The sequence below is a fragment of the Pseudomonas sp. CH235 genome (genome assembly GCF_004368175.1).
GTDB classification, from domain to species: Bacteria; Pseudomonadota; Gammaproteobacteria; order Pseudomonadales; family Pseudomonadaceae; genus Aquipseudomonas; species Aquipseudomonas paraglycinae.
The window spans coordinates 1-26115 of sequence record NZ_RRZJ01000002.1 but is presented as its reverse complement, the minus strand read 5'-3'; the positions used below and the strand labels follow the sequence as shown (position 1 = coordinate 26115).

The 26115-nt window shown below is 60.0% G+C and carries 28 protein-coding genes; 22 read left to right on the top strand and 6 right to left on the bottom strand.

Annotated elements, in window-relative coordinates; all coding sequences use genetic code 11:
- The first annotated feature begins 55 nt into the window (after positions 1-55).
- On the top strand, positions 56-1543 hold the full coding sequence (locus EIY71_RS02385; protein ID WP_129973139.1) for a helicase HerA-like domain-containing protein: 1488 nt from the start codon (positions 56-58) through the stop codon (positions 1541-1543).
- 10 nt (positions 1544-1553) lie between these two features.
- Here the strand turns inward: EIY71_RS02385 and EIY71_RS02380 are convergent, their stop codons facing one another.
- Positions 1554-2009 (bottom strand): DUF721 domain-containing protein, encoded by a 456-nt coding sequence (locus tag EIY71_RS02380; protein ID WP_134020346.1) that lies wholly within the window; start codon positions 2007-2009, stop codon positions 1554-1556.
- A gap of 307 nt (positions 2010-2316) precedes the next feature.
- Between EIY71_RS02380 and secA the strand changes: the two genes are divergently transcribed.
- From secA to EIY71_RS02360, 4 genes are all read left to right on the top strand, one after another.
- A complete protein-coding gene (secA, locus tag EIY71_RS02375; RefSeq protein WP_085745213.1) occupies positions 2317-5055 on the top strand; it encodes a preprotein translocase subunit SecA in 2739 nt (912 codons plus the stop codon).
- A 122-nt stretch (positions 5056-5177) separates the two neighbouring features.
- Positions 5178-6395, top strand: coding sequence for a bifunctional glutamate N-acetyltransferase/amino-acid acetyltransferase ArgJ (gene argJ / locus EIY71_RS02370; protein ID WP_129973138.1), 1218 nt, complete (start codon positions 5178-5180; stop codon positions 6393-6395).
- A 62-nt stretch (positions 6396-6457) separates the two neighbouring features.
- Complete coding sequence (locus tag EIY71_RS02365) at positions 6458-7090, top strand: glutathione S-transferase family protein (RefSeq protein ID WP_102687247.1); 633 nt, start codon at positions 6458-6460, stop codon at positions 7088-7090.
- Entirely contained in the window at positions 7087-8031 is a 945-nt protein-coding gene (locus EIY71_RS02360; RefSeq protein WP_129973137.1) for a Nudix family hydrolase, read from the top strand. Before EIY71_RS02365 ends, EIY71_RS02360 begins: the two co-directional genes overlap by 4 nt.
- 60 nt (positions 8032-8091) lie before the next feature.
- On the opposite strand, the gene EIY71_RS02355 is transcribed toward EIY71_RS02360, so the two are convergent.
- From EIY71_RS02355 to EIY71_RS02345, 3 genes are read right to left on the bottom strand one after another with little or no spacing between them, the layout of a single operon-like run.
- Positions 8092-8676: a cob(I)yrinic acid a,c-diamide adenosyltransferase gene (locus EIY71_RS02355; protein WP_102717262.1), complete on the bottom strand. Its 585-nt coding sequence runs from the start codon at positions 8674-8676 to the stop codon at positions 8092-8094.
- 3 nt (positions 8677-8679) lie between these two features.
- Positions 8680-10716, bottom strand: coding sequence for a HAMP domain-containing sensor histidine kinase (locus EIY71_RS02350; RefSeq protein WP_085745209.1), 2037 nt, complete (start codon positions 10714-10716; stop codon positions 8680-8682).
- Between the two features lie 45 nt (positions 10717-10761).
- Positions 10762-11679, bottom strand: a complete 918-nt coding sequence (locus EIY71_RS02345) for a putative 2-dehydropantoate 2-reductase (protein WP_085745208.1) — start codon at positions 11677-11679, stop codon at positions 10762-10764.
- A 140-nt stretch (positions 11680-11819) separates the two neighbouring features.
- Between EIY71_RS02345 and EIY71_RS02340 the strand changes: the two genes are divergently transcribed.
- Together EIY71_RS02340 and EIY71_RS02335 are read left to right on the top strand one after the other, a co-directional pair.
- Entirely contained in the window at positions 11820-12305 is a 486-nt protein-coding gene (locus EIY71_RS02340) for a YajQ family cyclic di-GMP-binding protein (protein ID WP_007951218.1), read from the top strand.
- 138 nt (positions 12306-12443) lie between these two features.
- A complete protein-coding gene (locus tag EIY71_RS02335; RefSeq protein ID WP_007951217.1) occupies positions 12444-13283 on the top strand; it encodes a mechanosensitive ion channel family protein in 840 nt (279 codons plus the stop codon).
- Positions 13284-13405: 122 nt separating this feature from the next.
- Here EIY71_RS02335 and EIY71_RS02330 read toward each other — a convergent pair whose 3' ends face one another.
- The gene (locus EIY71_RS02330; protein WP_134020343.1) at positions 13406-14755 is read right to left on the bottom strand and encodes an OprD family porin; all 1350 of its coding nucleotides are present in this window, start codon (positions 14753-14755) and stop codon (positions 13406-13408) included.
- A gap of 75 nt (positions 14756-14830) precedes the next feature.
- Here EIY71_RS02330 and EIY71_RS02325 point away from each other — a divergent pair, with 75 nt between their 5' ends.
- From EIY71_RS02325 to EIY71_RS02315, 3 genes are all read left to right on the top strand, one after another.
- Complete coding sequence (locus EIY71_RS02325; protein WP_134020340.1) at positions 14831-15184, top strand: hypothetical protein; 354 nt, start codon at positions 14831-14833, stop codon at positions 15182-15184.
- Between the two features lie 470 nt (positions 15185-15654).
- Positions 15655-16080 carry an HIT domain-containing protein gene (locus EIY71_RS02320; RefSeq protein WP_134020337.1) on the top strand — a complete coding sequence of 142 codons (426 nt, stop codon included), beginning with the start codon at positions 15655-15657 and terminating at the stop codon, positions 16078-16080.
- A 3-nt stretch (positions 16081-16083) separates the two neighbouring features.
- The gene (locus tag EIY71_RS02315; RefSeq protein WP_007951214.1) at positions 16084-16290 is read left to right on the top strand and encodes a SlyX family protein; all 207 of its coding nucleotides are present in this window, start codon (positions 16084-16086) and stop codon (positions 16288-16290) included.
- A gap of 94 nt (positions 16291-16384) precedes the next feature.
- On the opposite strand, the gene EIY71_RS28830 is transcribed toward EIY71_RS02315, so the two are convergent.
- On the bottom strand, positions 16385-16987 hold the full coding sequence (locus EIY71_RS28830; RefSeq protein ID WP_007951213.1) for a cold-shock protein: 603 nt from the start codon (positions 16985-16987) through the stop codon (positions 16385-16387).
- Between the two features lie 309 nt (positions 16988-17296).
- Between EIY71_RS28830 and EIY71_RS02305 the strand changes: the two genes are divergently transcribed.
- The 12 genes from EIY71_RS02305 to tolA form a co-directional block, all read left to right on the top strand.
- Positions 17297-17767, top strand: coding sequence for a Dps family protein (locus EIY71_RS02305; RefSeq protein ID WP_039766007.1), 471 nt, complete (start codon positions 17297-17299; stop codon positions 17765-17767).
- Between the two features lie 245 nt (positions 17768-18012).
- Positions 18013-18360: a ribbon-helix-helix domain-containing protein gene (locus EIY71_RS02300; protein ID WP_085745205.1), complete on the top strand. Its 348-nt coding sequence runs from the start codon at positions 18013-18015 to the stop codon at positions 18358-18360.
- A 113-nt stretch (positions 18361-18473) separates the two neighbouring features.
- Entirely contained in the window at positions 18474-18695 is a 222-nt protein-coding gene (locus EIY71_RS02295) for an FmdB family zinc ribbon protein (protein ID WP_007951210.1), read from the top strand.
- A 108-nt stretch (positions 18696-18803) separates the two neighbouring features.
- Entirely contained in the window at positions 18804-20579 is a 1776-nt protein-coding gene (aspS, locus tag EIY71_RS02290; RefSeq protein ID WP_007951209.1) for an aspartate--tRNA ligase, read from the top strand.
- Positions 20580-20703: 124 nt separating this feature from the next.
- A complete protein-coding gene (locus EIY71_RS02285) occupies positions 20704-21450 on the top strand; it encodes a YebC/PmpR family DNA-binding transcriptional regulator (RefSeq protein ID WP_085745204.1) in 747 nt (248 codons plus the stop codon).
- 101 nt (positions 21451-21551) lie between these two features.
- Positions 21552-22079, top strand: a complete 528-nt coding sequence (gene ruvC / locus EIY71_RS02280; protein ID WP_007951206.1) for a crossover junction endodeoxyribonuclease RuvC — start codon at positions 21552-21554, stop codon at positions 22077-22079.
- Between the two features lie 114 nt (positions 22080-22193).
- Complete coding sequence (ruvA, locus tag EIY71_RS02275; RefSeq protein WP_007951205.1) at positions 22194-22802, top strand: Holliday junction branch migration protein RuvA; 609 nt, start codon at positions 22194-22196, stop codon at positions 22800-22802.
- Positions 22803-23864 (top strand): Holliday junction branch migration DNA helicase RuvB, encoded by a 1062-nt coding sequence (ruvB, locus tag EIY71_RS02270; protein WP_085745203.1) that lies wholly within the window; start codon positions 22803-22805, stop codon positions 23862-23864.
- 127 nt (positions 23865-23991) lie between these two features.
- Positions 23992-24459, top strand: a complete 468-nt coding sequence (gene ybgC, locus EIY71_RS02265; protein ID WP_007951203.1) for a tol-pal system-associated acyl-CoA thioesterase — start codon at positions 23992-23994, stop codon at positions 24457-24459.
- Positions 24449-25144, top strand: coding sequence for a protein TolQ (gene tolQ, locus EIY71_RS02260; protein ID WP_007912733.1), 696 nt, complete (start codon positions 24449-24451; stop codon positions 25142-25144). Before ybgC ends, tolQ begins: the two co-directional genes overlap by 11 nt.
- Before the next feature lie 23 nt (positions 25145-25167).
- Positions 25168-25620 carry a protein TolR gene (gene tolR / locus EIY71_RS02255; RefSeq protein ID WP_162130475.1) on the top strand — a complete coding sequence of 151 codons (453 nt, stop codon included), beginning with the start codon at positions 25168-25170 and terminating at the stop codon, positions 25618-25620.
- Positions 25620-26115: cell envelope integrity protein TolA (gene tolA, locus EIY71_RS02250; RefSeq protein WP_134020334.1), on the top strand; the 496-nt coding region annotated here is incomplete at its 3' end. The genes tolR and tolA, both read left to right, overlap by 1 nt.

The window sequence follows — 26115 nt, the reverse complement described above, 5'->3', positions numbered from 1 at the left end:
TGTCACCTTTAGCTATCGGCCATGCTCGATCAAAGATTAACCATTGGGTGACCAAATGCCTGAATCTTCGCAACTTGTAATCGGCGCTGACCTCGCCGGGCAACCGATCGCCCAGGCCATGCGCCTGGCCAACCGTCACGGACTGGTGGCCGGCGCAACCGGTACCGGCAAAACCGTCACCCTGCAGCGTCTGGCCGAGGCGTTCAGCGACGCCGGGGTCGCGGTGTTCGCCGCCGACGTCAAGGGCGACCTGTGCGGCCTCGGTGCTGCCGGCATCCCCCAGGGCAAGATCGCCGAGCGCATCGCCGGCATGCCGTGGCTCAAGCACACGCCTCAGGCGTATCCCGTGACCCTGTGGGACATTCACGGTCAGTCCGGTCATCCGTTGCGCACTACGTTGAGTGAAATGGGCCCGCTGCTGATCGGCGCGCTGCTGGAACTGACCGACAGCCAGCAATCGGCGTTGTACGCAGCGTTCAAGGTGGCGGATCGCGAAGGCCTGTTGCTGCTGGATCTCAAAGACCTGAAAGCGCTGCTCAACCACCTCAAGGACAATCCGCAGCTGTTGGGCGAAGACGCGGCGCTGTTCACCACCGGCTCCAGCCAGGCGCTGTTGCGGCGTCTGGCCACGCTGGAGCAGCAGGGCGCCGAAGCGTTGTTCGGCGAACCGGCGCTGCAACTGGAAGACATTCTGCAACCGACCGCTGACGGTCGCGGCCGCATCCATCTGCTGGATGCCAGTCGTCTGGTGCATGAGGCGCCGAAGGTCTACGCGACGTTCCTGCTGTGGCTGCTGGCCGAGCTGTTCGAACAACTGCCGGAACGCGGCGATGCCGACAAACCGCTGCTGGCGCTGTTTTTCGATGAGGCACATTTGTTGTTCGGCGACACGCCCAAGGCGCTGCAAGAGCGCTTGGAGCAAGTGGTGCGGCTGATCCGTTCCAAAGGCGTGGGCGTGTATTTCGTCACCCAGTCGCCGGGCGATCTGCCGGACGATGTGCTGGCGCAACTGGGGCTGCGGATCCAGCACGGCCTGCGCGCGTTCACCGCCAAGGAACAGAAATCCCTGCGGGCGGTGGCGGACGGCTTCCGGCCGAATCCGGCGTTCGACACCTTGTCGGTGCTCACCGAACTCGGGATTGGCGAGGCTCTGGTCGGCACCTTGCAGGAGAAGGGCACGCCGGAAATGGTTCAGCGAGTGCTGGTGGCACCGCCGCAATCGCGGATCGGGCCGTTGACCGAGACCGAGCGCACGGTGCTGATTGCCGGTTCGCCGTTCAAGGGCCGTTATGACAAGCCGATCGACCGCGAGTCGGCCTATGAAATCCTGATGGGGCGCAAGGGGCTGGCACCCGAGGCTGAAGCGGCGCCGGGCAAAACGGCGGCTGAAGAGCCGAGTCTGGCGGACAAGGCCGGAGAATTCCTCGGCACGGCGGCGGGGCAGGCGCTCAAGTCGGCGATGCGCCAGGCGGCGAATTCGCTGGGCAAACAGTTGGTGCGCGGTCTGATGGGTTCATTGCTCGGCGGCAGCAAACGCCGCTGATCAACAAGGCTCAGGTTTTGGGTTTGGCGTGGGCGGCCAGTCGTTCCAGTGCCGCTCGCAGATTCGGATCGCTGATCCCGTCGGCGGTGGCCTGGATGGTCGCCGCCGCATCCGTTGACAGGTCGATCGTCGGTCCGCTCGCTTCGCGCTGGATGGTCGGTGGCCGCACGGCGAACTTGATTCGCGTCAGATTGGCGAACTCGTCGAACATCTGCAGTTGCCGTTGCAGGCGTTTCTGCTGATAGCGCAGGCGCGTGGCCCAATGGCCGTCGGTGACGATCAGCAACAGTTCGCCTCCGCGCCACTTGGCTACGTGGCAGTGTTCACGGGCGGCAGGTTGCAGCTGGCTTTCGAGCAGACGTTGCAGATGGGCCAGGCGCTGGGCATGACCGAGGATGGCTTTCAGCGGTCTGGCTTCGCGTAGCAGAACGGCGGGCGCTCTGGCTGTGAGAGGGCGAAATGCCATGATCTAGGACCTGAAGTGACAGAGGCGCCATGGTAGCAGATGGCAGCCATTTCACTCGCCCATTGCTTTTGTCCCTGCTTTGCCCATTAAATCAACGACTAACTTCTTCGCTGTACGGCTTGAAGTTGAGCAAAACGCCCCTATTTTAAGTGAGCCCCGTCAAAGCGCAGTGCCAGCATCGTGGAATATCCCCACTTTCCTCACCACCGTTTCCGGGTAGAATGCTCGTTCGCATGCGGCCATGAGGGCTGCACGGGCGACTCACGGGGCCGCCCTCCATCCCTTTAGTGTGGAAGATCCTGCCGATATGTTTGCGCCTTTGTTAAAGAAACTTTTTGGAAGCAAGAACGAGCGTGAAATCAAACGCATGCTCAAGACGGTGCAGCTCGTCAATGCCTTCGAAGAGAAGATGGTCGCCCTCTCGGACGATCAACTGCGCGCCAAGACCGCAGAGTTCAAGGACCGCATTGCCAAGGGGGAGACCCTCGACAAGCTGTTGCCCGAAGCCTTCGCGGTCGCCCGTGAAGCCGGCAAGCGTGTCATGGGCATGCGCCACTTTGACGTCCAGCTGATCGGTGGCATGACCCTGCACGAAGGCAAGATCGCCGAAATGCGCACCGGTGAGGGCAAGACGCTGGTGGGTACTCTGGGCGTTTACCTCAACGCGCTGTCCGGCAAGGGCGTGCACGTTGTGACCGTGAACGATTACCTGGCCCGCCGCGACGCCAACTGGATGCGTCCGCTGTATGAATTCCTCGGTCTGAGCGTCGGCATCGTGACGCCGTTCCAGCCGCCGGAAGAGAAGCGCGCCGCCTACGCCGCCGACATCACCTACGGCACCAACAACGAATTCGGGTTCGACTACCTGCGCGACAACATGGCGTTCAGCATGGAAGAGAAATTCCAGCGCGAACTCAACTTTGCCGTGATCGACGAAGTCGACTCCATCCTCATTGACGAAGCGCGTACCCCGCTGATCATTTCCGGTCAGGCCGAGGACAGCTCCAAGCTGTACATCGAGATCAACAAGCTGATCCCGAAACTCAAGCTGCACGTCGAAGAAGTCGAAGGCGAAGTCACCCAGGAAGGCCATTTCACCGTCGACGAGAAGACCCGTCAGGTCGAACTCAACGAAGCCGGTCACCAGTTCATCGAAGAGCAACTCGCCAGTGTTGGCCTGCTGGCTGAAGGCGAGAGCCTGTACTCGGCGCATAATCTGGGTCTGCTGACTCACGTTTACGCCGGCCTGCGTGCGCACAAGCTGTTCAACCGCAATGTCGAATACATCGTGCAAGACGGCCAGGTCGTGCTGGTCGACGAGCACACCGGTCGCACCATGCCGGGTCGTCGTCTGTCCGAAGGCTTGCACCAGGCCATCGAAGCCAAGGAAAACCTGAATATCCAGGCCGAAAGCCAGACTCTGGCATCGACCACGTTCCAGAACTACTTCCGTCTATACACCAAGCTGTCCGGCATGACCGGTACCGCTGATACCGAAGCATTCGAATTCCACCAGATCTATGGTCTGGACGTTATGGTCATTCCGCCGAACAAACCGTTGGCCCGTAAGGACTACAACGACCTGGTGTTCCTGACCGCCGAAGAGAAATATGCGGCGATCGTCAACGACATCAAGGAAAGCATGGCTGCCGGTCGTCCGGTACTGGTGGGTACTGCGACCATCGAAACCTCCGAGCACATGTCCGCATTGCTCGTGAAGGAAGGCATCGAACACAAGGTTCTGAACGCCAAGTTCCACGAAAAAGAAGCTGAAATCATCGCGCAGGCCGGTCGTCCGGGCGCCCTGACCATCGCTACCAACATGGCCGGTCGTGGTACCGACATCCTTTTGGGCGGCAACTGGGAAGTTGAAGTCGCGTCGCTGGAAAACCCGACCCCTGAGCAGATCGCCCAGATCAAGGCCGACTGGCAGAAGCGTCACCAGCAAGTGCTGGAGTCCGGCGGTCTGCAGGTGATCGCGTCCGAGCGTCACGAATCCCGTCGTATCGATAACCAGCTGCGTGGCCGTGCCGGCCGTCAGGGCGATGCCGGTTCCAGCCGCTTCTACCTGTCGCTGGAAGACAGCCTGATGCGCATCTTCGCCTCTGACCGGGTGAAGAACTTCATGAAAGCCCTGGGGATGCAGCCTGGCGAGGCCATCGAGCACCGTATGGTGACCAACGCCATCGAGAAGGCGCAGCGCAAGGTTGAAGGCCGCAACTTCGACATCCGCAAGCAACTGCTCGAGTTCGACGACGTCAACAACGAACAGCGTAAAGTGATCTATCACATGCGTAACACGTTGCTGGCCGCGGACAACATCGGCGAAACCATCGCTGATTTCCGTCAGGACGTCCTGAACGCCACCGTCAGCGCGCACATTCCGCCGCAATCGCTGCCAGAGCAGTGGGACGTGGCCGGTCTGGAAGCGTCGATCGCCAGCGATTTCGGCGTGAAGCTGCCGATCCAGCAATGGCTCGACGAAGACGATCACCTGTACGAAGAAACCCTGCGCGAGAAGCTGATGAACGAGCTGATCGCCGCGTACAACGAAAAAGAAGACCAGGCGGGCGCCGAAGCCCTGCGTTCCTTTGAGAAGCAGATCGTGCTGCGCGTTCTGGACGACCTGTGGAAAGACCACCTGTCGACCATGGATCACCTGCGTCACGGTATCCACCTGCGTGGTTATGCGCAGAAGAACCCGAAGCAGGAATACAAGCGCGAGTCCTTCACGCTGTTCTCCGAGCTGCTGGATTCGATCAAGCGCGACTCGATCCGTGTGCTGTCGCACGTTCAGGTTCGCCGCGAAGATCCGGCCGAAGAAGAACAACGCCTGCGTCAGGAAGCCGAAGCACTGGCCGCCCGCATGCAGTTCGAACACGCCGAGGCTCCTGGCCTGGAAGCGCAACCGGAACTGGTCGGTGAAGAGGTCGATGTGGCCCTCGCCACCGCCCCGGTGCGCAACGAGCAGAAGCTGGGCCGCAACGAACTGTGCTACTGCGGTTCGGGCAAGAAATTCAAGCATTGCCACGGGCAGATCCAGTAAAACCCGTTTCAATCGCTGAAATACCCGCGCCGCGACCGGCACCAGCCGTCGCGGCGTTTTGCCATTTACACCACCGTCACTACGCTTGGCGGTGCTGACATCATTGAGTAAGGAGCGCATTCATGGCTGTTGGTCTTGGTCCTTTGCCAACGTTGCACCCGGTTGCCGGTTTTGAACTCGGTATCGCTTCGGCCGGCATCAAGCGCCCGGGGCGCAAGGATGTCGTCGTGATGCGTTGCGCCGAAGGCTCCACCGTGGCGGGCGTGTTCACGTTGAACGCTTTCTGTGCAGCGCCGGTGATCCTGGCCAAGAAACGCGTGCAGAACCCGGTGCGCTACCTGTTGACCAACACCGGTAATGCCAACGCCGGCACCGGCGAGCCAGGCCTGGCTGCTGCCGAGCGCACCACCGCCAAACTGGCTGAACTGACCGGCGTTGATGCCAGCCAGATCCTGCCTTACTCCACCGGCGTGATCGGCGAGCCGCTGCCGGTCGAGAAGATCGAAGGCGCCTTGCAGGCCGCGCTGGACGATCTGTCGGAAAACAACTGGGAAGCCGCCGCCACCGGCATCATGACCACCGACACGCTGCCAAAAGGCGCCAGCCGCCAGTTCCAGCATGACGGCGTGACCATCACCGTCACCGGCATCAGCAAAGGCGCGGGCATGATCCGTCCGAACATGGCGACCATGCTCGGTTACATCGCCACCGACGCCAAAGTCTCCCGCGACGTGTTGCAAAACCTGATGCTGGACAGTGCCAACAAGTCGTTCAACCGCATCACCATCGACGGCGACACCTCGACCAACGACTGCTGCATGCTGATCGCCACCGGCAAGGCTGCGCTGCCGGAAATCACCCGTGCCGAAGGCGAGCTGTTCGCCAAGCTGAAACAGGCCGTGTTCGAGGTGTGCATGGACGTGGCCCAGGCCATCGTGCGTGACGGCGAAGGCGCGACCAAGTTCGTGACCGTTGAAGTCAACGGCGGCGGCAATCACCAGGAATGCCTGGACGTCGGCTACACCGTGGCCCACTCGCCGCTGATCAAGACTGCACTGTTCGCCTCCGACCCGAACTGGGGCCGCATCCTCGCCGCCGTCGGCCGTGCCGGCGTGCCGGATCTGGACGTGAGCAAGATCGACGTGTTCCTCGGTGACGTGTGCATCGCCAGCCGTGGCGCCCGCGCCGCGACCTACACCGAAGCCCAGGGCTCGGCGGTGATGCAGCAGGAAGAAATCACCATCCGTATCGAATTGGGTCGCGGCGATTGCAGCGAAACCATCTGGACCACCGACCTGTCCCACGAGTACGTGAAGATCAACGCCGAATACCGCACCTGATCCCTGCCGAAGAGGGAGGTCTGCGGACCTCCTTTTCTTCTGTCCCATGAAAGGACCCGAACATGAGCCTTCACCTGATCATCGGCGACAAACTGCTTTCCTCCTGGTCCCTGCGCGCGGCACTGGCGCTTGAACTGACCGGCGCGCCCTACACCGAAGAACTGGTCAAACTCGGCAAGCCCGACACCCGCGAGCGGCTGCTGGCGCACTCGCCGACCGCCAAGGTGCCGCTGCTGAAAACCGCCCGTGGCACCGTCGCCGATTCTCTGGCGATTGCCGAATACCTGGCCGAGCAGTTTCCTTCCGAACAACTCTGGCCGACCGATATCTTCGCCCGAGCCCAGGCGCGATCCGCCTGCGCGCAGATGCACAGCGGCTTCTTCGCCATGCGCAACCACATGCCGTTCAACCTGAGCCACGACGCGCCGCTCAACCCGGTGCCGCCGGAAGTGAAGGTCGATGTCGAGCGCATGCTCGCGCTGTGGGCCGAATGCCGCGCCGTCGCGACCGAGCCTGGGCCTTACCTGTTTGGTCGGGTGTCGCTGGCCGATGCGTTCTTCGCACCGATTGCCGTGCGCCTGCGCACCTATCAGGTGAAGTTGTCGGCCGATGATGAAGCCTATGTTGAAACCGTCTACCAGTGGCCGGCCTTCAAGGCTTGGCAAAAGGCAGGACTGGAGGAATTGCAGTCGTGAAACGTGTACACGTCGCCGCCGCCGTCATTCGTGACGGCAGCGGCAAGATTCTGATCGCCCGGCGTGCCGATACCCAGCATCAGGGCGGCCTCTGGGAATTTCCCGGTGGCAAGGTCGAAGCCGATGAGTCGGTGCAAACAGCATTGGCCCGCGAGCTGCACGAAGAGTTGGGCATTGTCGTCGGCGCCGCGCGGCCGCTGATCAAGGTGCGCCACGATTACCCGGACAAACAGGTGTTGCTGGATGTCTGGGAAGTCTCGAGCTTTACCGGCGAACCCCATGGTGCCGAAGGCCAGCCATTGGCCTGGGTTTCGGCCAAGGAGCTGACGGATTACGAATTCCCGGCGGCCAACCAGCCGATCGTCGCGGCCGCGCGTCTGCCCGCCGAATACCTGATCACCCCGGAAGACCTGGAAACCCCGGCCTTGCTGCGCGGCATCCAGAAGGCAATCGCCGGTGGCATCAAGCTGATCCAGCTGCGTGCGCCCAATGGTTATGACCCGAAATACCGCGACCTTGCGGTAGACGCGGTCGGACTGTGCGCCGGCAAGGCGCAGTTGATGATCAAGGGCCCGTTCGAGTGGCTGGGCGATTTCCCGGCCGCTGGCTGGCACATCACTTCGGCGCAGTTGCGCAAGTACGCGGCCGCGGGGCGTCCGCTGCCGGCGGAGCGCTGGTTGGCGGCGTCCTGCCACAATGCTGAAGAACTGGCGCTGGCCGAGCAGATGGGCGTGGATTTCGTCACCCTGTCGCCAGTGCAGCCGACCCTGACTCACCCGGATGCACAACCGTTGGGCTGGGAGCAGGCGTCGACGCTGATCGAAAGCTTCAGCAAACCGGTGTTCCTGTTGGGTGGAGTCGGCCCGGCGGAGCGCGAAAAAGCATGGAATGCCGGGGCTCAGGGTGTGGCGGGGATTCGGGCGTTCTGGCCTGAGGCCTGAATTAGCATTGATGCGACTGACCCCTTCGCGAGCGGGCTCGCGAAGGGGGCCTGACAGTCGCTACTGATCTGAAGGTTTCGCCGCCGGTTGCCACAGAATCTCGGCAACACCCTGGCGCCGGGCGATCAGCCTGGCCGCCACAAACAACAGATCCGACAAGCGATTGATGTACGCCAGGCCAACCCCGGCCAACGGCTCGATCGCATTCAAATGCTGGCAACGCCGCTCGGCACTGCGCGCCAGGCTGCGACAGACATGGGCCTGGGCAATCAGTATCGAACCGCCCGGCAGAATGAAGTTCTCCAGCGGCCCCAATTCCTCGTTCCACAGATCGATCGCGGCTTCCAGCCGTTCGATTTCTGCTGCGTTCAATGCCTGATATTCCGGCATCGCCAGTTCACCGCCAAGGTCGAACAGCCGATGTTGGCAGGGCGCCAACACGTCGATCAGTTCATTGAGCCCAGGGCAGGTTTCGCGCTCGGCGATCAATCCGGCCAGCAGCACGCCGACCTGACTGTTCAGCGTATCGACCTCGCCAATGGCCTCGATGCGCGGGTGATCCTTGGGCACCCGGCGGCCGTCGCCGAGTCCGGTTTCGCCCTTGTCGCCAGTGCGGGTGTAGATCTTCGACAAGCGAAAGCCCATGGTTTACCTCGGTAGTTGATTGGTTTCGGCGGCGATGGGCGCCGGTTGCGCCAGTGGCAGGCGCAGGGTGAAGCAGGTGCCTTGCCCCGGCGCCGACTGCACTTCCATCTGCCCTTTGTGGTTGTTGGTGATGATGAAGTACGACACCGACAGGCCGAGGCCCGTACCCTGGCCGATTTCCTTGGTGGTGAAGAACGGCTCGAAGGTGCGCTTGCGCACGTTCTCGCTCATGCCGATGCCGTTGTCCTCGACCTGAATCTCGGCCCAGGGCGGATTGAGTCGGGTGCGCAGAGTGATCCGTCCCGGCTCGCTGTCATCTTCGCGCTGGTGGATCGCCTGCGCGGCGTTCTTCAACAGGTTGAGCAGCACCTGTTCGAGTTCGTTGGCGGTGCCGGGCACCGGGCCCAGCGCCGGGTCGAACTGGCGAATGATCGCCTGACCCTTGAAGTCGAAGCCGATGGCCAGGTCAAAGTCGTTACCGGCGATTTCCACCGCTTGATCGATCAGCGCCGGCAGGTCGCACGGTGCCATCTGGCGGTTGCTGCGGCGACTGAAACTGAGCATGTGGGTGACGATCTTCGCCGCCCGGGCGCCGGCCTGCTGGATGCCGTCAAGCAGTTGCGGGACTTCCCGACCTTGCAGATAACGGTTCACGGTATCGAGTTCGATGCCCAGTTGTTCGGCCTGTTCGAGGTTCTTCGGCAGGTCTGGTGACAGGCGTCGGCGGATGTTCTGCACGTTGTGCAGGATCGCCCCCAGCGGGTTGTTGATCTCGTGAGCCATGCCGGCGGCAAGGCCACCCACGGAAAGCATTTTCTCCGACTGCACCATCATTTCTTCCAGCGACAGGCGCTGGGTAATGTCGTCGATCCGGATCACCACGCCGCGCCCGGCGCCGCCCATCAATGGGTAGAAGGTGAGGGCGTAGTGCTTGGGCTCGTCGTCCTTGAACCACGTCACCCGCTCGATTTTCGCCACCGTGTGTTGTTCGACGGTCTGCTTGAGTTGCGGCAGAAACGGCTTGAGCGGCTCGAAGGCGAGGAAGATCGGCTGGTTCAGCGCTTCGTCGAGCCGTGTACCGGAAAGGGCGCTGGCCTCCTGGTTCCACTGCGTCACGTAGAGCTGTTCGTCGAGGGCGATCAGCGCCGAGGGCATGGAGTCGATGATGCTGTTGAGGTAGTTCTGGAACCCGGTGAGTTTTTTCTCGATCTTGCTGCGCACCTGGACTTCCAGCTCCAGCTTGCGGTTGGTGTGGCGGGTTTCTTCAGCCAGACCCTGGGCCTGATCGTAAGCTGCTTGCGAGTCATCGCGGGCGCGCTTGAGTTGCTGCTCCCGGGCCTCGATGCGCGAAAGCATGGTGTTAAATGCTTCGGCGAGGCTGCCGATTTCATCGTGGTTACCCCGGGAGGCGCGCAAGGCGTAGTTCTCCTCGCGGGTCACCTGGCGGGACAGTTCTTCCAGTTGATGGATCGGGCGGGTAATCAGGCGCTTGATCTGCCGGGCGATGACCAGCCACAGCAGCACACTGAAAATCAGGATCCCCAGACTGGCCGTGAGTGTGCCGGTGTAGAACGCGACTGGCAGTTCGCTGCTGGCCACCAACAGCAGGTGGCCCGGCGCAGTGCCGGGGCGCGGCAGGGTGATGAGTTGATTGCTGCGAAACTCGGTCAGTTGCCAGGCTTCGATGTGCCGGTAGCGTTCCGGCAGTTTGAGTTTGTCGCCGTGTTGCAGTTGCGCCAGACGTTCGCCTTTGCCGTCATATAAAGCGGCGGCACGCAGCGGGGAATAGCTGTCGAGCTCCTTGAGCAGGCGCTCGGCGCTTTGCGGCGACTGCAAGGCTTCGGCCACCAGACTCGGGTTGGACACCAGCCGGCCGATGGTCTGCAACGCCTGGGGCGCCATGCTTTCCTGGGAAATGTAATAGGCGGCGCTGATAAAGGTCAGGTTGGCGACCAGCAATACGGTGGTCAACAGCACCAGCAGGGCGGCCAGCAGTTTCTGGCCGACCGGCAGGTTTTCAAGACGCTGGCGCAATGGCATCAGGTTTATCGCAGCAAAGGAACAAGTGGCCAGCGTAGCCGCTGCTCAGTCGACGGGCAATCCGAGACTGTGCAGATGGGCAGTCAGGCGCTGCTGCAACTGCTTGAGATGCGGCAGGTTCAACTGATGACGCTCTGCAACCTTGCAGGCATGCCCAAGCAAATAGCTGATCTCGGTGCGGCGTTTGCTGGCCACGTCCTGATACATGGACGAGAAATTCGCCGCCGTGGCCTGGATCACCCGCTCCACTTCCTGTTGCAGGTTGTCCGCCGCCGCCGGTTGCCCGCAGCGTTCGAGCAGCTCGGTCAGTTCGCCGCACAGCGTGGCGACTTCGCAGTGATGTTGCTGCAAGCCGCCGTTGCGGCAGTCGTGCAGCACCGTCAGCGGATTGATCGCACAGTTGAGCGCCAGTTTGCGCCACAGGCGGGTGAGGATGTCGGCGCTCCATTCATGGGGGATTTTTGCCGCCTCAAGATCGTCCAGCCAGATCGGCGCGACAGGATGACCGGCGTCGCCGAGCCAGGTGTAGCCGTGGCCGGCGAATACCACGCGCCAGTCGCCGTCGCGAAACGCGCCTTCGGTGCTGGAGGCGCTGATGCAGCGGGCCTGCGGGACTCGCGCGGCGACTGCTTCCTGGCTGCCGAGGCCGTTCTGCAAAAGAATCAGTTCGGCGTCCGGTGCCAGGCGATGGGCAAGCCCGGCCACGGCCGCTTCGGCGTCGTAGGCTTTGCAGGCCACCAGCAGGCGACGGATGGGGCCGGGACTGTCCGGGGTTTCGCCGGGGATCGCGTAATGGCTGGCCACGCCCTGTTCGACGAGGGTCAGGCCGCCCGCCGTTGCATAGTCGTGCAGGCGGTCGAGGTCGCGCAGGATCAGCCGGACCGGCAATCCGGCCCGGGCCAGACGTGTGGCCCAGAGCGTGCCCAGACTTCCGGCGCCGAGGACATGCCAGGGGGTGGACATCAGTTTTTCACTCGGTAAGGTACAGGCATGCAAGGCTCGCCGTGTCGGTGGGAAAAGACCCGTTATAATGAGCCCGATTTTAACCGCAAGCCAAGCGCGCCGCGTCCCGTACGAGCGCGCCTTTTTATTGGAGAGATTACATGCCGTCGTTCGACGTGGTATCCGAACTGGACAAACACGAACTCACCAACGCGGTCGAGAACGCCGTGAAGGAACTCGATCGTCGTTATGACCTGAAAGGCAAGGGCAGCTTTGAATTCAAGGAAAAGGACCTGACCGTCCACCTGACCGCTGAAGCCGATTTCCAGCTGGAAGCGATGATCGAGATCCTCAAGCTGGCCCTGGTCAAGCGCAAGATCGACGTGCAGTGCCTTGAAGTCAAAGATTCCTTCGCCTCGGGCAAGCTGATGAAGCAGGACGCCGTCCTCAAGGAAGGCATCGACAAGGAACTGGCGAAGAAGATCGTCGGCCACATCAAGGAAGCCAAGCTCAAGGTACAGGCCGCCATTCAGGGCGAGCAGGTGCGTGTGACCGGCAAGAAGCGTGACGACCTGCAGGAAGCCATCGCGGCCCTGCGTGCCAAGGAATTCGGCATGCCACTGCAGTTCAACAACTTCCGCGACTAAGCTTTTCGGTCGGGAACCTCTCGGCGTTTAAAGCGTCCGAGGCCCAAGCAACGGCAGAAACGATTGAGCCCTTTACGGCCCGGTCTTTCTGCCGCTGGTTTTTTACAGCCCGGGAAGCCGGCAATCAGGAGATAAAAGATGGATTTGAATGCTGAGGTGGACAACCTGGTCAAGGCGTCCCAGGCGTGGATTCCGATGATCATGGAATACGGCAGCCGTGTGTTGCTGGCGGTGATTACCCTGGCCATCGGCTGGTGGCTGATCAACAAGGTCACGCAAAAGCTCGGCGGCCTGCTGGCCCTGCGCAATGCCGACCTGGCCCTGCAAGGTTTCATCAGCAGCCTGGCCAACATCATTCTCAAGGTACTGCTGATTGTCAGCGTGGCATCGATGATCGGCGTCGAGACCACCTCGTTCGTCGCGGCGATCGGTGCGGCCGGCCTAGCCATCGGTCTGGCGTTGCAGGGCAGCCTGGCGAACTTCGCCGGCGGCGTGCTGATTCTGCTGTTCCGTCCGTTCCGCATCGGTGACTGGATCGAAGCCCAGGGTGTGGCGGGTACTGTCGACAGCATCCAGATCTTCCACACCGTGCTGCGCACCGGTGACAACAAGACCATCATCGTGCCGAACGGCAACCTGTCGAACGGCATCATCACCAACACCAACCGTCAGCCGACCCGCAAGGTTGTGTTCGACGTAGGTGTGGATTACGAAGCCGATCTGCAAAAGGCCCGTCAGGTGCTGCTGGATCTGGCCAAGGATGATCGTGTTCTGCAGGATCCGGCACCTCAGGCTGTTATTTCGACACTGGGTGACAGTTCGATCACTGTTTCTCTGCGCGTCTGGGTTAAAACCGCGGATTACTGGGATGTGATGTTCATGTTTAACGAACAGTCCCGTGATCGTTTAAAGACTGCAGGCATTGATATTCCTTTTCCGCAACGAGTGATTCGTGTGGTTCAGGAATCGGCGGTGTAATGATAGGTTGCTAATTAATTGCCTGACTTGTCGGTCAGGCAATTAGTACGAGAAGCAGACAACAAAAAAGGCCCATCCGAAGATGGGCCTTTTTGTTGTTACCGCGAACTAAATGTTCGCGATTACAAGATCGACAGTGGGTAGTCGACGATCAGACGGAACTCGTTGATATCACCTTCAGCCTGGTCGGTGTTACCACGGTGCCATGCCTGACGAATACGGAAGGACAGATCTTTGGCAGGGCCGGTCTGAACTACGTATTTGGCTTCCAGGTTGGTTTCGTGATGTTTGCCATCTTCACCGTAACCGTACGTACGGTAAGGGCTGTCAGCATCCATTTTGCTACCGTCGATGTCCCAGCCTTTCACGTAACGGGTCATGAAGCTCAGGCCCGGAACGCCGTACTCGGCCATTTTCAGGTCATAACGAATCTGTGCAGATTTTTCGCTAGGACCGTTGAAGTCGGAGTACTGGATGGAGTTGGCGAGGAAGATCGAGTCGCCACCACGGTTGTTGTCACCTACACCGACGTAGTCGAACGGGGTGTCGCCGTCGACTTTCTGGAAGGCCAGAGTCACGGTGTGCGCTTTCAGGAACGACAGCGCGGTTGCCAGGGAGAACGTGGTGTTGCTGATGTCGCCGGCTTTGGCACTACCGGTGTCGTTGGTGCGGTAGATGTTGAAGTCGGTGTTCAGCGAAGTGTCACCACCGAATGGAGTGGTGAGGTTCACGTTGGCGTAGTACTGGTTCCAGATGTCCTTGAACTTCGAACCGTAGAGCGAGACGCTCAGGTTGTCGGTGACGCCGTATTTGCCACCGGCGAAGTCCATGGTTCTGCCAGTGACAGGATCATCAGTGGTACTGGCGTATTGCGAGTGCAGTTCACCGTTGCTGTTCATCTCGTCCTGGCTGGAGGCCGAGTAGAAGTGGCCTGCTTCCAGATCCAGGTTCTGGATTTCGCTGCTCTGCAGTTGGAAACCGGTAGCGGTCTGAGGAATCAGACGGGAGCCGCCAACGGCGAAGACCGGAGCGGTGCTTGGCTGGAATTCACCGAATTTCAGCTCGGTTTTGGAGATGCGGGCCTTGATCGCTGCGCCTGCTTTACCGAGGGAGTCGTGGGCATGGCCTTGGGAGTCGAGGCTGGTGTTGCCCGAACCGGTGGTGCCGTCGCCGCCATCCAGTTTGATACCCAGGTAACCGAATGCATCAACACCAACACCCACGGTGCCTTGGGTGTAGCCGGAGCTGAAGTTGCTCAGGAAACCCTGGGTCCAGTCTTTCTGGTCATTGGAGGTGGTGTTCTTCTTGTCGCGGTTGAAGTAATAGTTGCGCAGCAACACATCAAACTTCGCGTCTTCAACAAAGCCTTTCGCTTCAGCCTGGTCACTTACAAACGGTGCGGCTGTAGCCACTTGAGTACTGGCTGCTGCTGCAACTGCCAGTGCGATCATGCTCCACTTCATCACGCGCATCGTGATTTGCTCCTTTGGTTTTAGAAGAGTACTGCCGTCCCACCTGTTTTATTATCTGGGCGGCTCTTTCTTTTTGTGTCGGCGCAAACTTATATCACGCCGACCATGTTGGCGATACTTGCGAATCCAACCTTTCAGCTTCTTTACGAGCGTGTCGCAAACGGCTTGGTAGATGTCGCAAATTTACAGTCCAAATGCAATGGGACTGACAACTTCAGCGCTGTTTTACAGGGCTTGAGCATCGGTAAAAAAGAGTCCCTTGGCAAAACGCTTGAATCTCCATCGGGCAACCCTGCCACTGTTTTTATGGGGCTCAAGGCATCCACTTCTTGTGGTGCGCTTATAGTCCATATGGGTATGAATGCAACAAGCGTGCACAAACCGCTGAATTGTTCCGGTTTTTTTCAAGGTGCTCGTCTGACGCTGTAAAAACCTCATAAAACCGGGGGCTTCGAGGGCCTTTCAAACAGGCTTGACGCCGTCCTTCGCATGGTGTTGCTCCCTGAAAGTCGAAGCGCGACAACCAAAAACGTTACCGGTTCACCCCGTCGGTGAGTATTCGGCGGATGCCCGACGCACTGAGCGTAGACGCACTGTGCGGTTTTGGTGCAAAAAAATTCAAAGGCTGTACTGAATTCATACAGTTGGGTCGCTGGATGAACGTAAACGCTGAGGTGTGCGCCGGTCATTTTGCTCGATTTATTCGCATTTCCGGTTCTGTCCTGGTGCGCGCGAGGCATAAATGTCACATTCCGGGGCGTGGAGGAATTCTTGTGGCAACGCTGTTCGCCGTGAAGGTCACTCCAATCGCAGGTATGCTGCCGTCCAGTCGCTTGGCGCGCTGCTTTCACAGCGGGGCGCTAAGCTGAAAACAGGTCATTTCGCCGGGAGTGCGCGCAGTGTTTGCTTTAGATCCACGACTTCAACAGGGCACGCTGATTATCGGCGATTTCCCGCTCTGCCGACTGCTGTTGTCCAACGACGCCAACTACCCGTGGTTCATCCTGGTGCCTCGCCGCGACGATATCAGCGAGTTGTTTCAGTTGGATGTCGCCGACCAGCAGCGCCTGTGGCAGGAAACCACCACCCTGGCCGAGGTACTCAAGGATTCCTTCGACGCCGACAAGATGAATGTGGCGACCCTGGGTAATGTGGTCAGCCAGCTGCATATGCATGTGATCGTGCGTAAACGGGACGACGCCGCCTGGCCGGCACCGGTCTGGGGCAAACATCCCGCCAGGCCTTACAGTGCCGAGCAAGTGGCCGCGATCCGCGAGCGCCTGCGTCTGGTGCTGGACGAAGATTTCACCTTTCTGGAGGGCTGAGTGATGAGCCTCGAACAACGTGTTACCGAGCTGGAAAGTCGCTTGGCGTTTCAGGACGACACCATTCAGGCATTGAACGATGTGCTGGTGGAGCAGCAGCGAGTGGTCGAGCGTCTGCAATTGCAGATGGCAGCGGTACTCAAGCGCCAGGAAGAGATGGTGGGCCAGTTCGGTTCTTTCGAAGAAGACGCACCGCCGCCACACTATTGAGAAGTGCGCGGGCGTGCTCCCGTTAAAAACGCATTCATTAAAAAACCGCGAACAGCCTGGCTGTTCGCGGTTTTTTTATTGCGGGGGACGTGGATCAGCGACGCGGCAGGGCGGCGATCACGTCCTCGGCCTGCAGGCCCTTGTCACGGTTCATCACCGAGAACTCCACGCGCTGGCCTTCGACCAGAACGCGGTGGCCTTCGCCACGGATGGCGCGAAAGTGCACGAAAATATCATCGCCGGAATCCCGGGAGATAAAGCCGAAGCCCTTGGAGGTATTGAACCACTTGACGGTGCCGGTATCGCGGTTGCTCATGTCGTAGCTTTGCGCGGCAGCGGCCGGGGAGGATTTGTAGAAGCTGACGGCCAGGTGCAGAACCACGGCGACCAGTGCGATCACCAGGCTGAACAGCACGGCTGGCTGGCCGGCGATGACAGGCATCGGCGCGATCAGGGTCAGTGTTTGCAGGACAACGGTCAGGACCAGCAGGGCGCTGACCAGATTTTGCAGATGCTGGCGCGGACCTTTGTTCCAGTAAGGGATAACTGGTGCAAGGATCAGGTTCAGCAGGCCGAAAAAGGCCAGGTAAAGTGCATCGGGTTGTTGCAGGTAAGGTACCGCTTCGGACTTCAGGCTGGGTATGAAGGACAGCAGCAAGGCTGCTGCGCCCATTAGCAGGTGGACGATTTTCAACATTTTTATTGACTCACGTTATGACGGCTCACAAGGAAGAGCTGAAGGCGCACGGTTCGCTTCGGAACAATAAGAGGCGTTGGACACGTGCACGGCATCAGCCTATGCGCAGGCCCGGAAAACGGGGCGTAGCGACACACTGCCTATTTAACAGCAAAGCCTGCGGCTACTCAAATCACGCCGGCCAGCGGCAACGCGTGGGACGATTTGTCGCCTCTATCGGGCCGATACGGGGGCTGCGGGGTGGGGGTGGCCTTGCTACAGTGAACCGACACCTGCTGGATGAATTTCAATCGCCGTTAGGGGGTAAGCATGGCAATCGATATCGGTATCAGTGAAGAAGACCGCAAATCCATCGTCGAAGGGCTCTCGCGCCTGCTGTCCGACACATACGTGCTGTATCTGAAGACTCACAACTTCCACTGGAACGTCACCGGGCCGATGTTCCGGACCCTGCATCTGATGTTCGAGGAGCAATACAACGAACTGGCACTGGCGGTCGACTCGATCGCCGAACGCATCCGGGCGCTGGGTTTCCCAGCGCCGGGCGCCTATGCGACTTATGCACGTCTTTCCTCCATTAAAGAAGAGGTGGGCGTGCCGAGTGCCGAGGACATGATCAAGCAGCTGGTCGAAGGTCAGGAAGCAGTCACCCGCACGGCGCGGGGGATTTTCCCTTTGCTGGATAAAGTCAGCGATGAGCCAACCGCCGACCTGCTGACCCAGCGCATGCAGGTTCACGAGAAAACCGCGTGGATGTTGCGCGCACTGCTCGAGGCTTGATGAAGGGAAGCGCATGGACATCCATGGTTCGTGCGCTGTTCTCTTGTTCCCCCGGAAATTTCACTCACGACGGTAGGAAACAAGGAAGACACCCCACCGCTCCATGATCCTCCGTATCGCGTTGGCTTATCCTACGTGGATGGTCAAAAAGTCATCTGGATCTGCCTTTGCACCTGCGCTTTTAATGAGATCTCAGGATTTCGCCTTGATCACAGGCGCAGAAATGACAAAGGAGTGTCAGCAATATGGAAGGTGGAGACAGGCGAGGCGACATTGCTGTCGTTTTACAGCAGGACAAGTTCGAGGAGCCGTTTCTCGGCGGGTTCGACATGGAGCTGATCCGGCCGTTGTCCCGATCGGTACGCTTGAACGGGTTCGCGACCTGCATGCGGCTGGAGCAGGTTTACTGGAACATCCTGGGCCGGATGGCCGAGGACAATTGCTGTTCGGTCGGCACGCTGTTGTCCCGTGTCGATCGTGAAGTTCACCTGCGCCATGGCGGGGTGAAAAACTTCAGCGGTCTGATACGGGTGGTGTGTGTGGTGCATGGTCTACGGGATTCTCCGGGGATGCACGGCGCGGGATGTCACTGACGAGACGGCCTGTGCAGTCTTCCGGCTGCACAGGCCGCATTTAATGGATATAATCCCGCTCTTTCGCCGCACAGCCCTGCGCGTGCTGGCAATCTGATTGCCGAGACAACCCCATGCCGATGTACGATTACCAATGTGCTTCCTGTGGTCATCAGTTGGAAGCCATTCAAAAGATCAGCGACGCACCACTGGTCGATTGTCCTGCCTGCCAGGCGCCGGAACTCAAGAAGCAGCTGTCGATGCCGGGCTTTCGCCTCAGCGGCAGCGGCTGGTACGAAACCGATTTCAAGACCGGCGCGAAGAAGAATCTGGCCGGTGGCGACAAATCTGACTAGGGTTCAAACCCAGGTCGAACGACACGCGCGAGTTTCCACTAGTTGCACAGTGCTTGAGTGCAGCGGGATCTCCACCGAATTTCGAATTACGAGAAGCGAACCACTACCATGATGCGCAGCCATTATTGCGGCCAACTGAACGAAAGCCTGGAAGGCCAGGAAATTACCCTTTGCGGATGGGTTCACCGTCGTCGCGACCACGGCGGGGTGATTTTCCTCGATATCCGTGATCGTGACGGTCTGGCCCAGGTAGTGTTCGATCCGGATCGCGCCGAGAGCTTCGCCGCCGCCGATCGCGTGCGCAGCGAATACGTCGTGAAGATCACCGGCAAGGTGCGTCTGCGTCCGGCCGGTGCCACCAACGCCAACATGGCGTCGGGCATGATCGAAGTGCTGGGCTACGAACTCGAAGTGCTGAACGAGTCGGAAACCCCGCCGTTCCCGCTGAACGAGTTCTCCGACGTTGGCGAAGAAACCCGTCTGCGCTATCGCTTCCTGGACCTGCGTCGTCCGGAAATGGCCGAGAAGCTGCGTCTGCGTTCGCGCATGACCACCAGCATCCGTCGCTACCTGGACGAGAACGGCTTCCTCGACGTCGAAACGCCGATCCTGACCCGTGCCACGCCGGAAGGCGCGCGCGACTACCTCGTGCCGAGCCGTACCCACGCCGGTTCGTTCTTCGCGCTGCCGCAATCGCCACAGCTGTTCAAGCAACTGCTGATGGTTGCCGGCTTCGACCGCTACTACCAGATCGCCAAGTGCTTCCGCGACGAAGACCTGCGTGCCGACCGTCAGCCTGAGTTCACTCAGATCGACATCGAGACCAGCTTCCTCGACGAAAAAGACATCATGGGCCTGACCGAAGGCATGATCCGCAACCTGTTCAAGGAAGTGCTGGATCTGGAATTCGGTGAATTCCCGCACATGACGTTCGAAGAAGCCATGCGCCGTTACGGTTCCGACAAGCCGGACCTGCGTAACCCGCTGGAGCTGGTCGACGTGGCCGATCAGCTGAAAGAAGTTGATTTCAAGGTCTTCAGCGGCCCTGCCAACGATCCGAAATGCCGTATCGCCGCACTGCGCGTACCAGGCGGGGCGAGCATGCCGCGCAAGCAGATCGACGACTACACCAAGTTCGTCGGCATCTACGGTGCCAAGGGCCTGGCGTACATCAAGGTCAACGAGCGTGCTGCCGGTGTTGACGGTCTGCAATCGCCGATCGTGAAGAACATCCCGGAAGCCAACCTGAACGTGATCCTCGATCGCGTTGGCGCAGTCGACGGTGACATCGTGTTCTTCGGCGCCGACAAGGCCAAGATCGTCAGCGAAGCCCTGGGCGCGCTGCGTATCAAGCTCGGTCACGACCTGAAGCTGCTGACCTGCGAATGGGCGCCGATGTGGGTCGTCGACTTCCCGATGTTCGAAGAGAACGACGACGGCAGCTTCTCGGCGCTGCACCACCCGTTCACCGCGCCGAAGTGCTCGCCGGAAGAGCTGGAAGCCAACCCGGCCGGCGCTCTGTCCCGTGCCTACGACATGGTGCTGAACGGCACCGAGCTGGGCGGCGGTTCGATCCGTATCCACCGTAAAGAGATGCAACAGGCGGTGTTCCGTCTGCTGGGCATCAACGAAGCGGAACAGGAAGAGAAGTTCGGCTTCCTGCTCGACGCCCTGAAATACGGCGCGCCGCCGCACGGTGGTCTGGCCTTCGGTCTGGACCGTCTGGTGATGCTGATGACCGGCGCTCAGTCGATCCGTGAAGTGATCGCCTTCCCGAAAACCCAGAGTGCTGCCGACGTGATGACGCAGGCGCCGGGTGTCGTGGATGCGAAGGCATTGCGCGAATTGCACATTCGTTTGCGCGAAACGCCAAAGGCCGAGTAAGACGGGCCTGAAGGCGCATCTTCGGATGCGCCTTTTTTCTTTCTGCAGTGATTGAAAACAAGATTTTTTTGCTGGCCGATGCACTTGCATGGCGGGCATTGTTCAAGAGAATTCGGAGCGAGTTATGGCAGGTCATTCCAAGTGGGCGAACATCAAGCACCGCAAAGAACGCCAGGATGCCAAGAGAGGCAAGATCTTCACCAAGTGGATCCGCGAGCTGACCGTGGCGGCCCGTCAGGGCGGCGGTGATCCGGGCTCCAACCCGCGTCTGCGTCTGGCACTGGACAAGGCACTGGGCGCCAACATGAGCCGCGACATCATCGACCGTGCCGTGGCCCGTGGCGCCGGCGCGACCGAAGCCGACAACGTTGAAGAGCTGACCTACGAAGGTTACGGCCCGGGTGGCGTGGCGGTGATGGTCGAGTGCATGACCGACAACCGCAACCGCACCGCAGCAGCTGTTCGCCACGCGTTCAGCAAGTGTGGCGGCAACCTCGGTACCGACGGTTCGGTAGCCTACCTGTTCGAACGCAAGGGGCAGATCAGCTTTGCCCCGGGCGTCGACGAAGACGCACTGACGGAAGCGGCGCTGGAAGCCGATGCCGACGACGTGGTCAGCCACGAAGACGGCTCGATCGACGTGTTCACCTCGTTCACCGGTTTCTACGCGGTACGCAATGCCTTGGAAGCCGCCGGCTTCAAGGGTGATGACGCGGAAATCGTCATGCAGCCGACCACCAGCGCCGAACTGGATCTGGAGGGCGCGGAGAAGGTGCTCAAGCTGATCGACATGCTGGAAGACCTGGACGACGTGCAGAACGTCTACTCCAACGCGGACATTCCGGAAGACGTGGCCGCTCAGCTCGGTTAAGAGCGACTACGATTCAATGTGGGAGATTCCGTGTTTGAGGCTTACCCTCAAGCACGGGATCTCCCACATTTGTTTTTGTGTTTTTTCGAACCAGCAGGCTTATGACTTTAATTCTTGGTATCGACCCCGGTTCGCGCATTACCGGTTACGGCATTGTTCGCGATACCGGACGCGGCGGTTGCATCTACGTCGCCTCGGGTTGTATCCGCACCGGCGCCGGCGAGCTGCATGAACGGTTGCAGATCGTCTATCGCGGCGTGCGGGAAATCATCCAGACCTACGGCCCGGTCACTATGGGCATCGAAAAGGTGTTCATGGCGAAAAACGCCGATTCGGCGCTGAAGCTCGGGCAGGCCCGTGGGGCCGCTATCGTTGCTGGCGCCGAAGAAAGCCTGGAAATCGCCGAGTACACGGCCACCCAGGTCAAGCAGGCTGTGGTGGGAACTGGCGCTGCCAATAAAGAGCAGGTGCAGATGATGGTCATGCACATGCTCAAGCTGACCAGCAAACCGCAAATCGACGCATCGGATGCCCTGGCGATTGCCATTTGTCACGCCCACACCCGCTCCAGTCTGTTGCCGCACGGCTTGGGAACGGCACGCAGTCGTGGCGGGCGCCTGCGTCTCTGATAGCATCAGCAGTCAATTTCACGGAATGTGGATTTCGCGCCTGGGTCGTCGGCCGTCAATCCATGTTCTGTCGGTCGCCAGCCCACGGCTGGCCAACGCTCAAGGATCTGAAACGTGATTGGACGCTTGCGCGGCACTCTGGCTGAGAAACAGCCGCCGCACCTGATTCTGGATGTAAACGGCCTCGGGTATGAGCTGGAAGTGCCCATGACCACCCTTTATCGTCTGCCGTCGGTCGGTGAACCGCTGACCTTGCACACCCATTTGGTCGTACGCGAAGACGCGCAGTTACTCTATGGTTTTGCCGGCAAGCGTGAGCGAGACTTTTTTCGCGAGTTGATCCGTCTCAATGGTGTGGGGCCGAAACTGGCCCTGGCCTTGATGTCGAGTCTGGAAGTCGACGAGCTGATCCGCTGCGTGCAGTCCCAGGACACCTCGGCGTTGACCAAGGTGCCGGGCGTGGGCAAGAAAACTGCCGAGCGTCTGCTGGTCGAACTCAAGGATCGCTTCAAGGCCTGGGAAACCTCGCCGGCCATGTTCGCATTGGTGCCGAACCAGCCGGACGGCCCCGCGCCGGTCAACACCGCCGAGAACGATGCGGTCAGCGCGCTGATTTCCCTGGGCTACAAACCACAGGAAGCGAGCAAGGCGATTTCCGCGATCAAAGAGAAAGGCCTGAGCAGCGAAGACATGATTCGACGCGCCCTGAAGGGAATGATTTAAGTGATTGAAGCTGATCGTCTGATCGCCGCCACGCACAGCCCGCGTGAGCGCGAAGAAGTCCAGGATCGGGCGATACGTCCCGTCAGCCTGGCCGAATACATCGGCCAGCCGACCGTTCGCGAGCAGATGGAACTGTTTATCCAGGCCGCCCGTGGCCGTAGCGAATCCCTCGACCACACCCTGATCTTCGGTCCGCCGGGGCTGGGTAAAACCACGCTGGCGAACATCATCGCCCAGGAAATGGGCGTGTCGATCAAGAGCACGTCCGGCCCGGTGCTGGAACGTCCGGGGGATCTGGCGGCGCTGTTGACCAACCTTGAGCCGCACGACGTGCTGTTCATCGATGAAATCCATCGCCTCTCGCCGATCGTCGAAGAAGTGCTGTACCCGGCGATGGAAGATTTCCAGCTCGACATCATGATCGGTGAAGGGCCGGCGGCGCGGTCGATCAAGCTCGATCTGCCGCCGTTCACTCTGGTTGGCGCGACGACGCGGGCGGGCATGTTGACCAACCCGTTGCGTGACCGTTTCGGTATTGTCCAGCGTCTCGAGTTCTACAGCACCGCTGACCTGGCGACGATTGTCAGCCGTTCGGCGAGCATCCTCGGCCTGCCGCTGGATCCCGAAGGGTCTTTCGAGATTGCCCGCCGCGCCCGTGGTACGCCGCGGATCGCCAACCGACTGTTGCGCCGGGTGCGGGATTTCGCCGAAGTCCGCGCGAAGGGCCACATCACCAAGGCTGTCGCGGATCTGGCGCTCAATCTGCTGGATGTCGACGAGCACGGTTTCGATCATCAGGACCGGCGTCTGCTGTTGACCATGATCGAGAAATTCGACGGTGGTCCGGTGGGCATCGACAGTCTGGCGGCAGCGATCAGCGAAGAACGGCACACCATTGAAGACGTGCTCGAGCCTTACCTGATTCAGCAGGGTTACATCATGCGGACGCCGCGGGGCAGGGTGGTTACTCGTCACGCGTACCTGCATTTTGGTTTAAACATTCCGACACGAATGGGCGAGATGCCCGTGGTAGACGAGTTTCTCGATGCCGTGGACGATTAATACACATTTATTGTCGATTTATTCAGCGTTTGTACTGTCTCAGGACGGTACTTTTGCGGTAAAGCCTTCGAACAATGAAAAACAGTTGCCTGGCCGGATTGGCAACCCGAGGAGTAAGCACTAGAGTATGCGCGCGCAAAACGGGCTTGAGCCGTTCGCACATCGTTGTCGCGTTTATTACGAGGACACCGATGCGGGCGGCATCGTGTATTACGTTAATTACCTCAAGTTTATGGAACGGGCTCGAACCGAGCGGCTCCGGGAGCTGGGCTTTGCCCAGTCGGCGCTGGCAGGGGAGGACCTGTTGTTCGTCGTGCATTCCAGCGAAGCGCGTTATCACGCGCCGGCGCGACTGGACGACGAGCTTCTGGTAAGCGCTGATGTAATCGAATTGAACCGTGCCAGCCTGCGCTTTCGACAGCAGGTCAGGCGGGCAACGGATAATGTGCTGCTCTGCGAAGGGCAGTTTCTGGTGGCCTGTGTGCGCACTAACAGTTTGAAACCCCGGGCCCTTCCCGAAGACCTGCGTGCGGCCTTTGCCGACGCGGTCGGCACGGGTACACACTCAAAGCAGGAGATAAAGCGTGGAAGCTAACGTCGTCGACCATTCCTCCATGTGGAGCCTGGTCAGCAATGCCAGCATCGTGGTGCAGTTGGTAATGTTGACCCTGGTAGCCGCATCGGTGACCTCATGGATCATGATCTTTCAGCGCAGCAACCTGCTGCGCGCCGGTCGACGTGCCCTGGAGAGCTTCGAAGAGCGCTTCTGGTCGGGTATCGACCTGTCCAAACTCTACCGTCAGGCCGGCAGCAACCCGGATCCGGATTCGGGTGTCGAGCAGATCTTCCGTGCCGGCTTCAAGGAGTTCTCCCGTCTGCGTCAGCAGCCAGGTGTCGACCCTGAAGCGGTAATGGAAGGTGTGGCCCGTGCCATGCGCGTCGCCATCTCCCGTGAAGAAGAAAAGCTCGAGCAGAGCCTGCCGTTCCTCGCCACCGTCGGTTCCGTCAGCCCGTACATCGGTCTGTTCGGTACCGTCTGGGGCATCATGAACTCCTTCCGTGGTCTGGCCAGCGCCCAACAGGCAACCCTGGCCACCGTGGCACCGGGCATCGCCGAAGCCCTGATCGCCACCGCGATCGGTCTGTTCGCCGCGATCCCGGCCGTTATCGCTTACAACCGTTTCTCTGCCCGCAGCGAAACCTTGCTGAGCCGCTACTACACCTTCGCCGATGAATTCCAGGCGATCCTGCACCGCAAAGTGCACACCAGCGAAGAATAAGCAGGTATTTCCCGATGGCTTTAATCACTCGAGCCCGACACAAGCGCAAGCCGGTCGCCGAGATGAACGTAGTGCCTTACATCGACGTGATGCTGGTGCTGCTGGTCATCTTCATGGTGACTGCGCCGATGCTCAATCAGGGCGTGAAAGTGGATCTGCCCAAGGTTTCCAGCGAAGCCTTGCCGCAGGACAACAACACCCAGGTGCTGACCATTTCGATCAAGTCGGACAAGACCTACTACTGGAACCTTGGCAGCGAAGTCGACACCGAGAAGCAGCAGGACCGGGCCATGACCCTGCCACAGATGACCGACGCGGTGACCAAGATCATTCGCGCCGGCACTGAAGGCGGCAAGCGTACCCAGGTCTTCATCCGTGGCGACAAGTCCGTCGATTATGGCTCCGTCATGGGCGCCATGGGCGGGTTGCAGAAAGCCGGGGTCGGTAACGTTGGCTTGATCACCGAGGCGCCCTGATGCAGCAACAGCGAGAGCCGTCCGCCTCGGAAAGCTACTTCTGGCCTAGTGTCTGGGCGATTGGCTTGCACGTGCTGGTGTTCGGCATGCTGTTCGTCAGTTTCGCCCTGACCCCGGAGCTGCCGCCGGCCAAGCCGATTGTCCAGGCGACCCTGTACCAGCTGAAATCGAAAAGTCAGGCAACCACCCAGACCAATCAGAAGATTGCGGGTGAGGCGAAGAAATCCGCCGCACGCCAGACCGAAGTCGAGCAGATGGAGCAGAAAAAGGTCGAGCAGGAAGCGGTGAAGGCTGCGGAACAAAAGAAAGAAGAAGCGGCTCAAAAGGCCGAGGAAGCCAAGAAGGCCGATGAGGCGAAGAAAGCGGACGAGGCGAAGAAGGCTGATGAAGCCAAGAAAGCCGACGACGCGAAGAAAGCCGCCGAAGCCAAGAAGGCAGAAGAGAAACAATTGGCAGATATAGCCAAGAAGAAAGCCGAAGAAGAAGCCAAGAAGG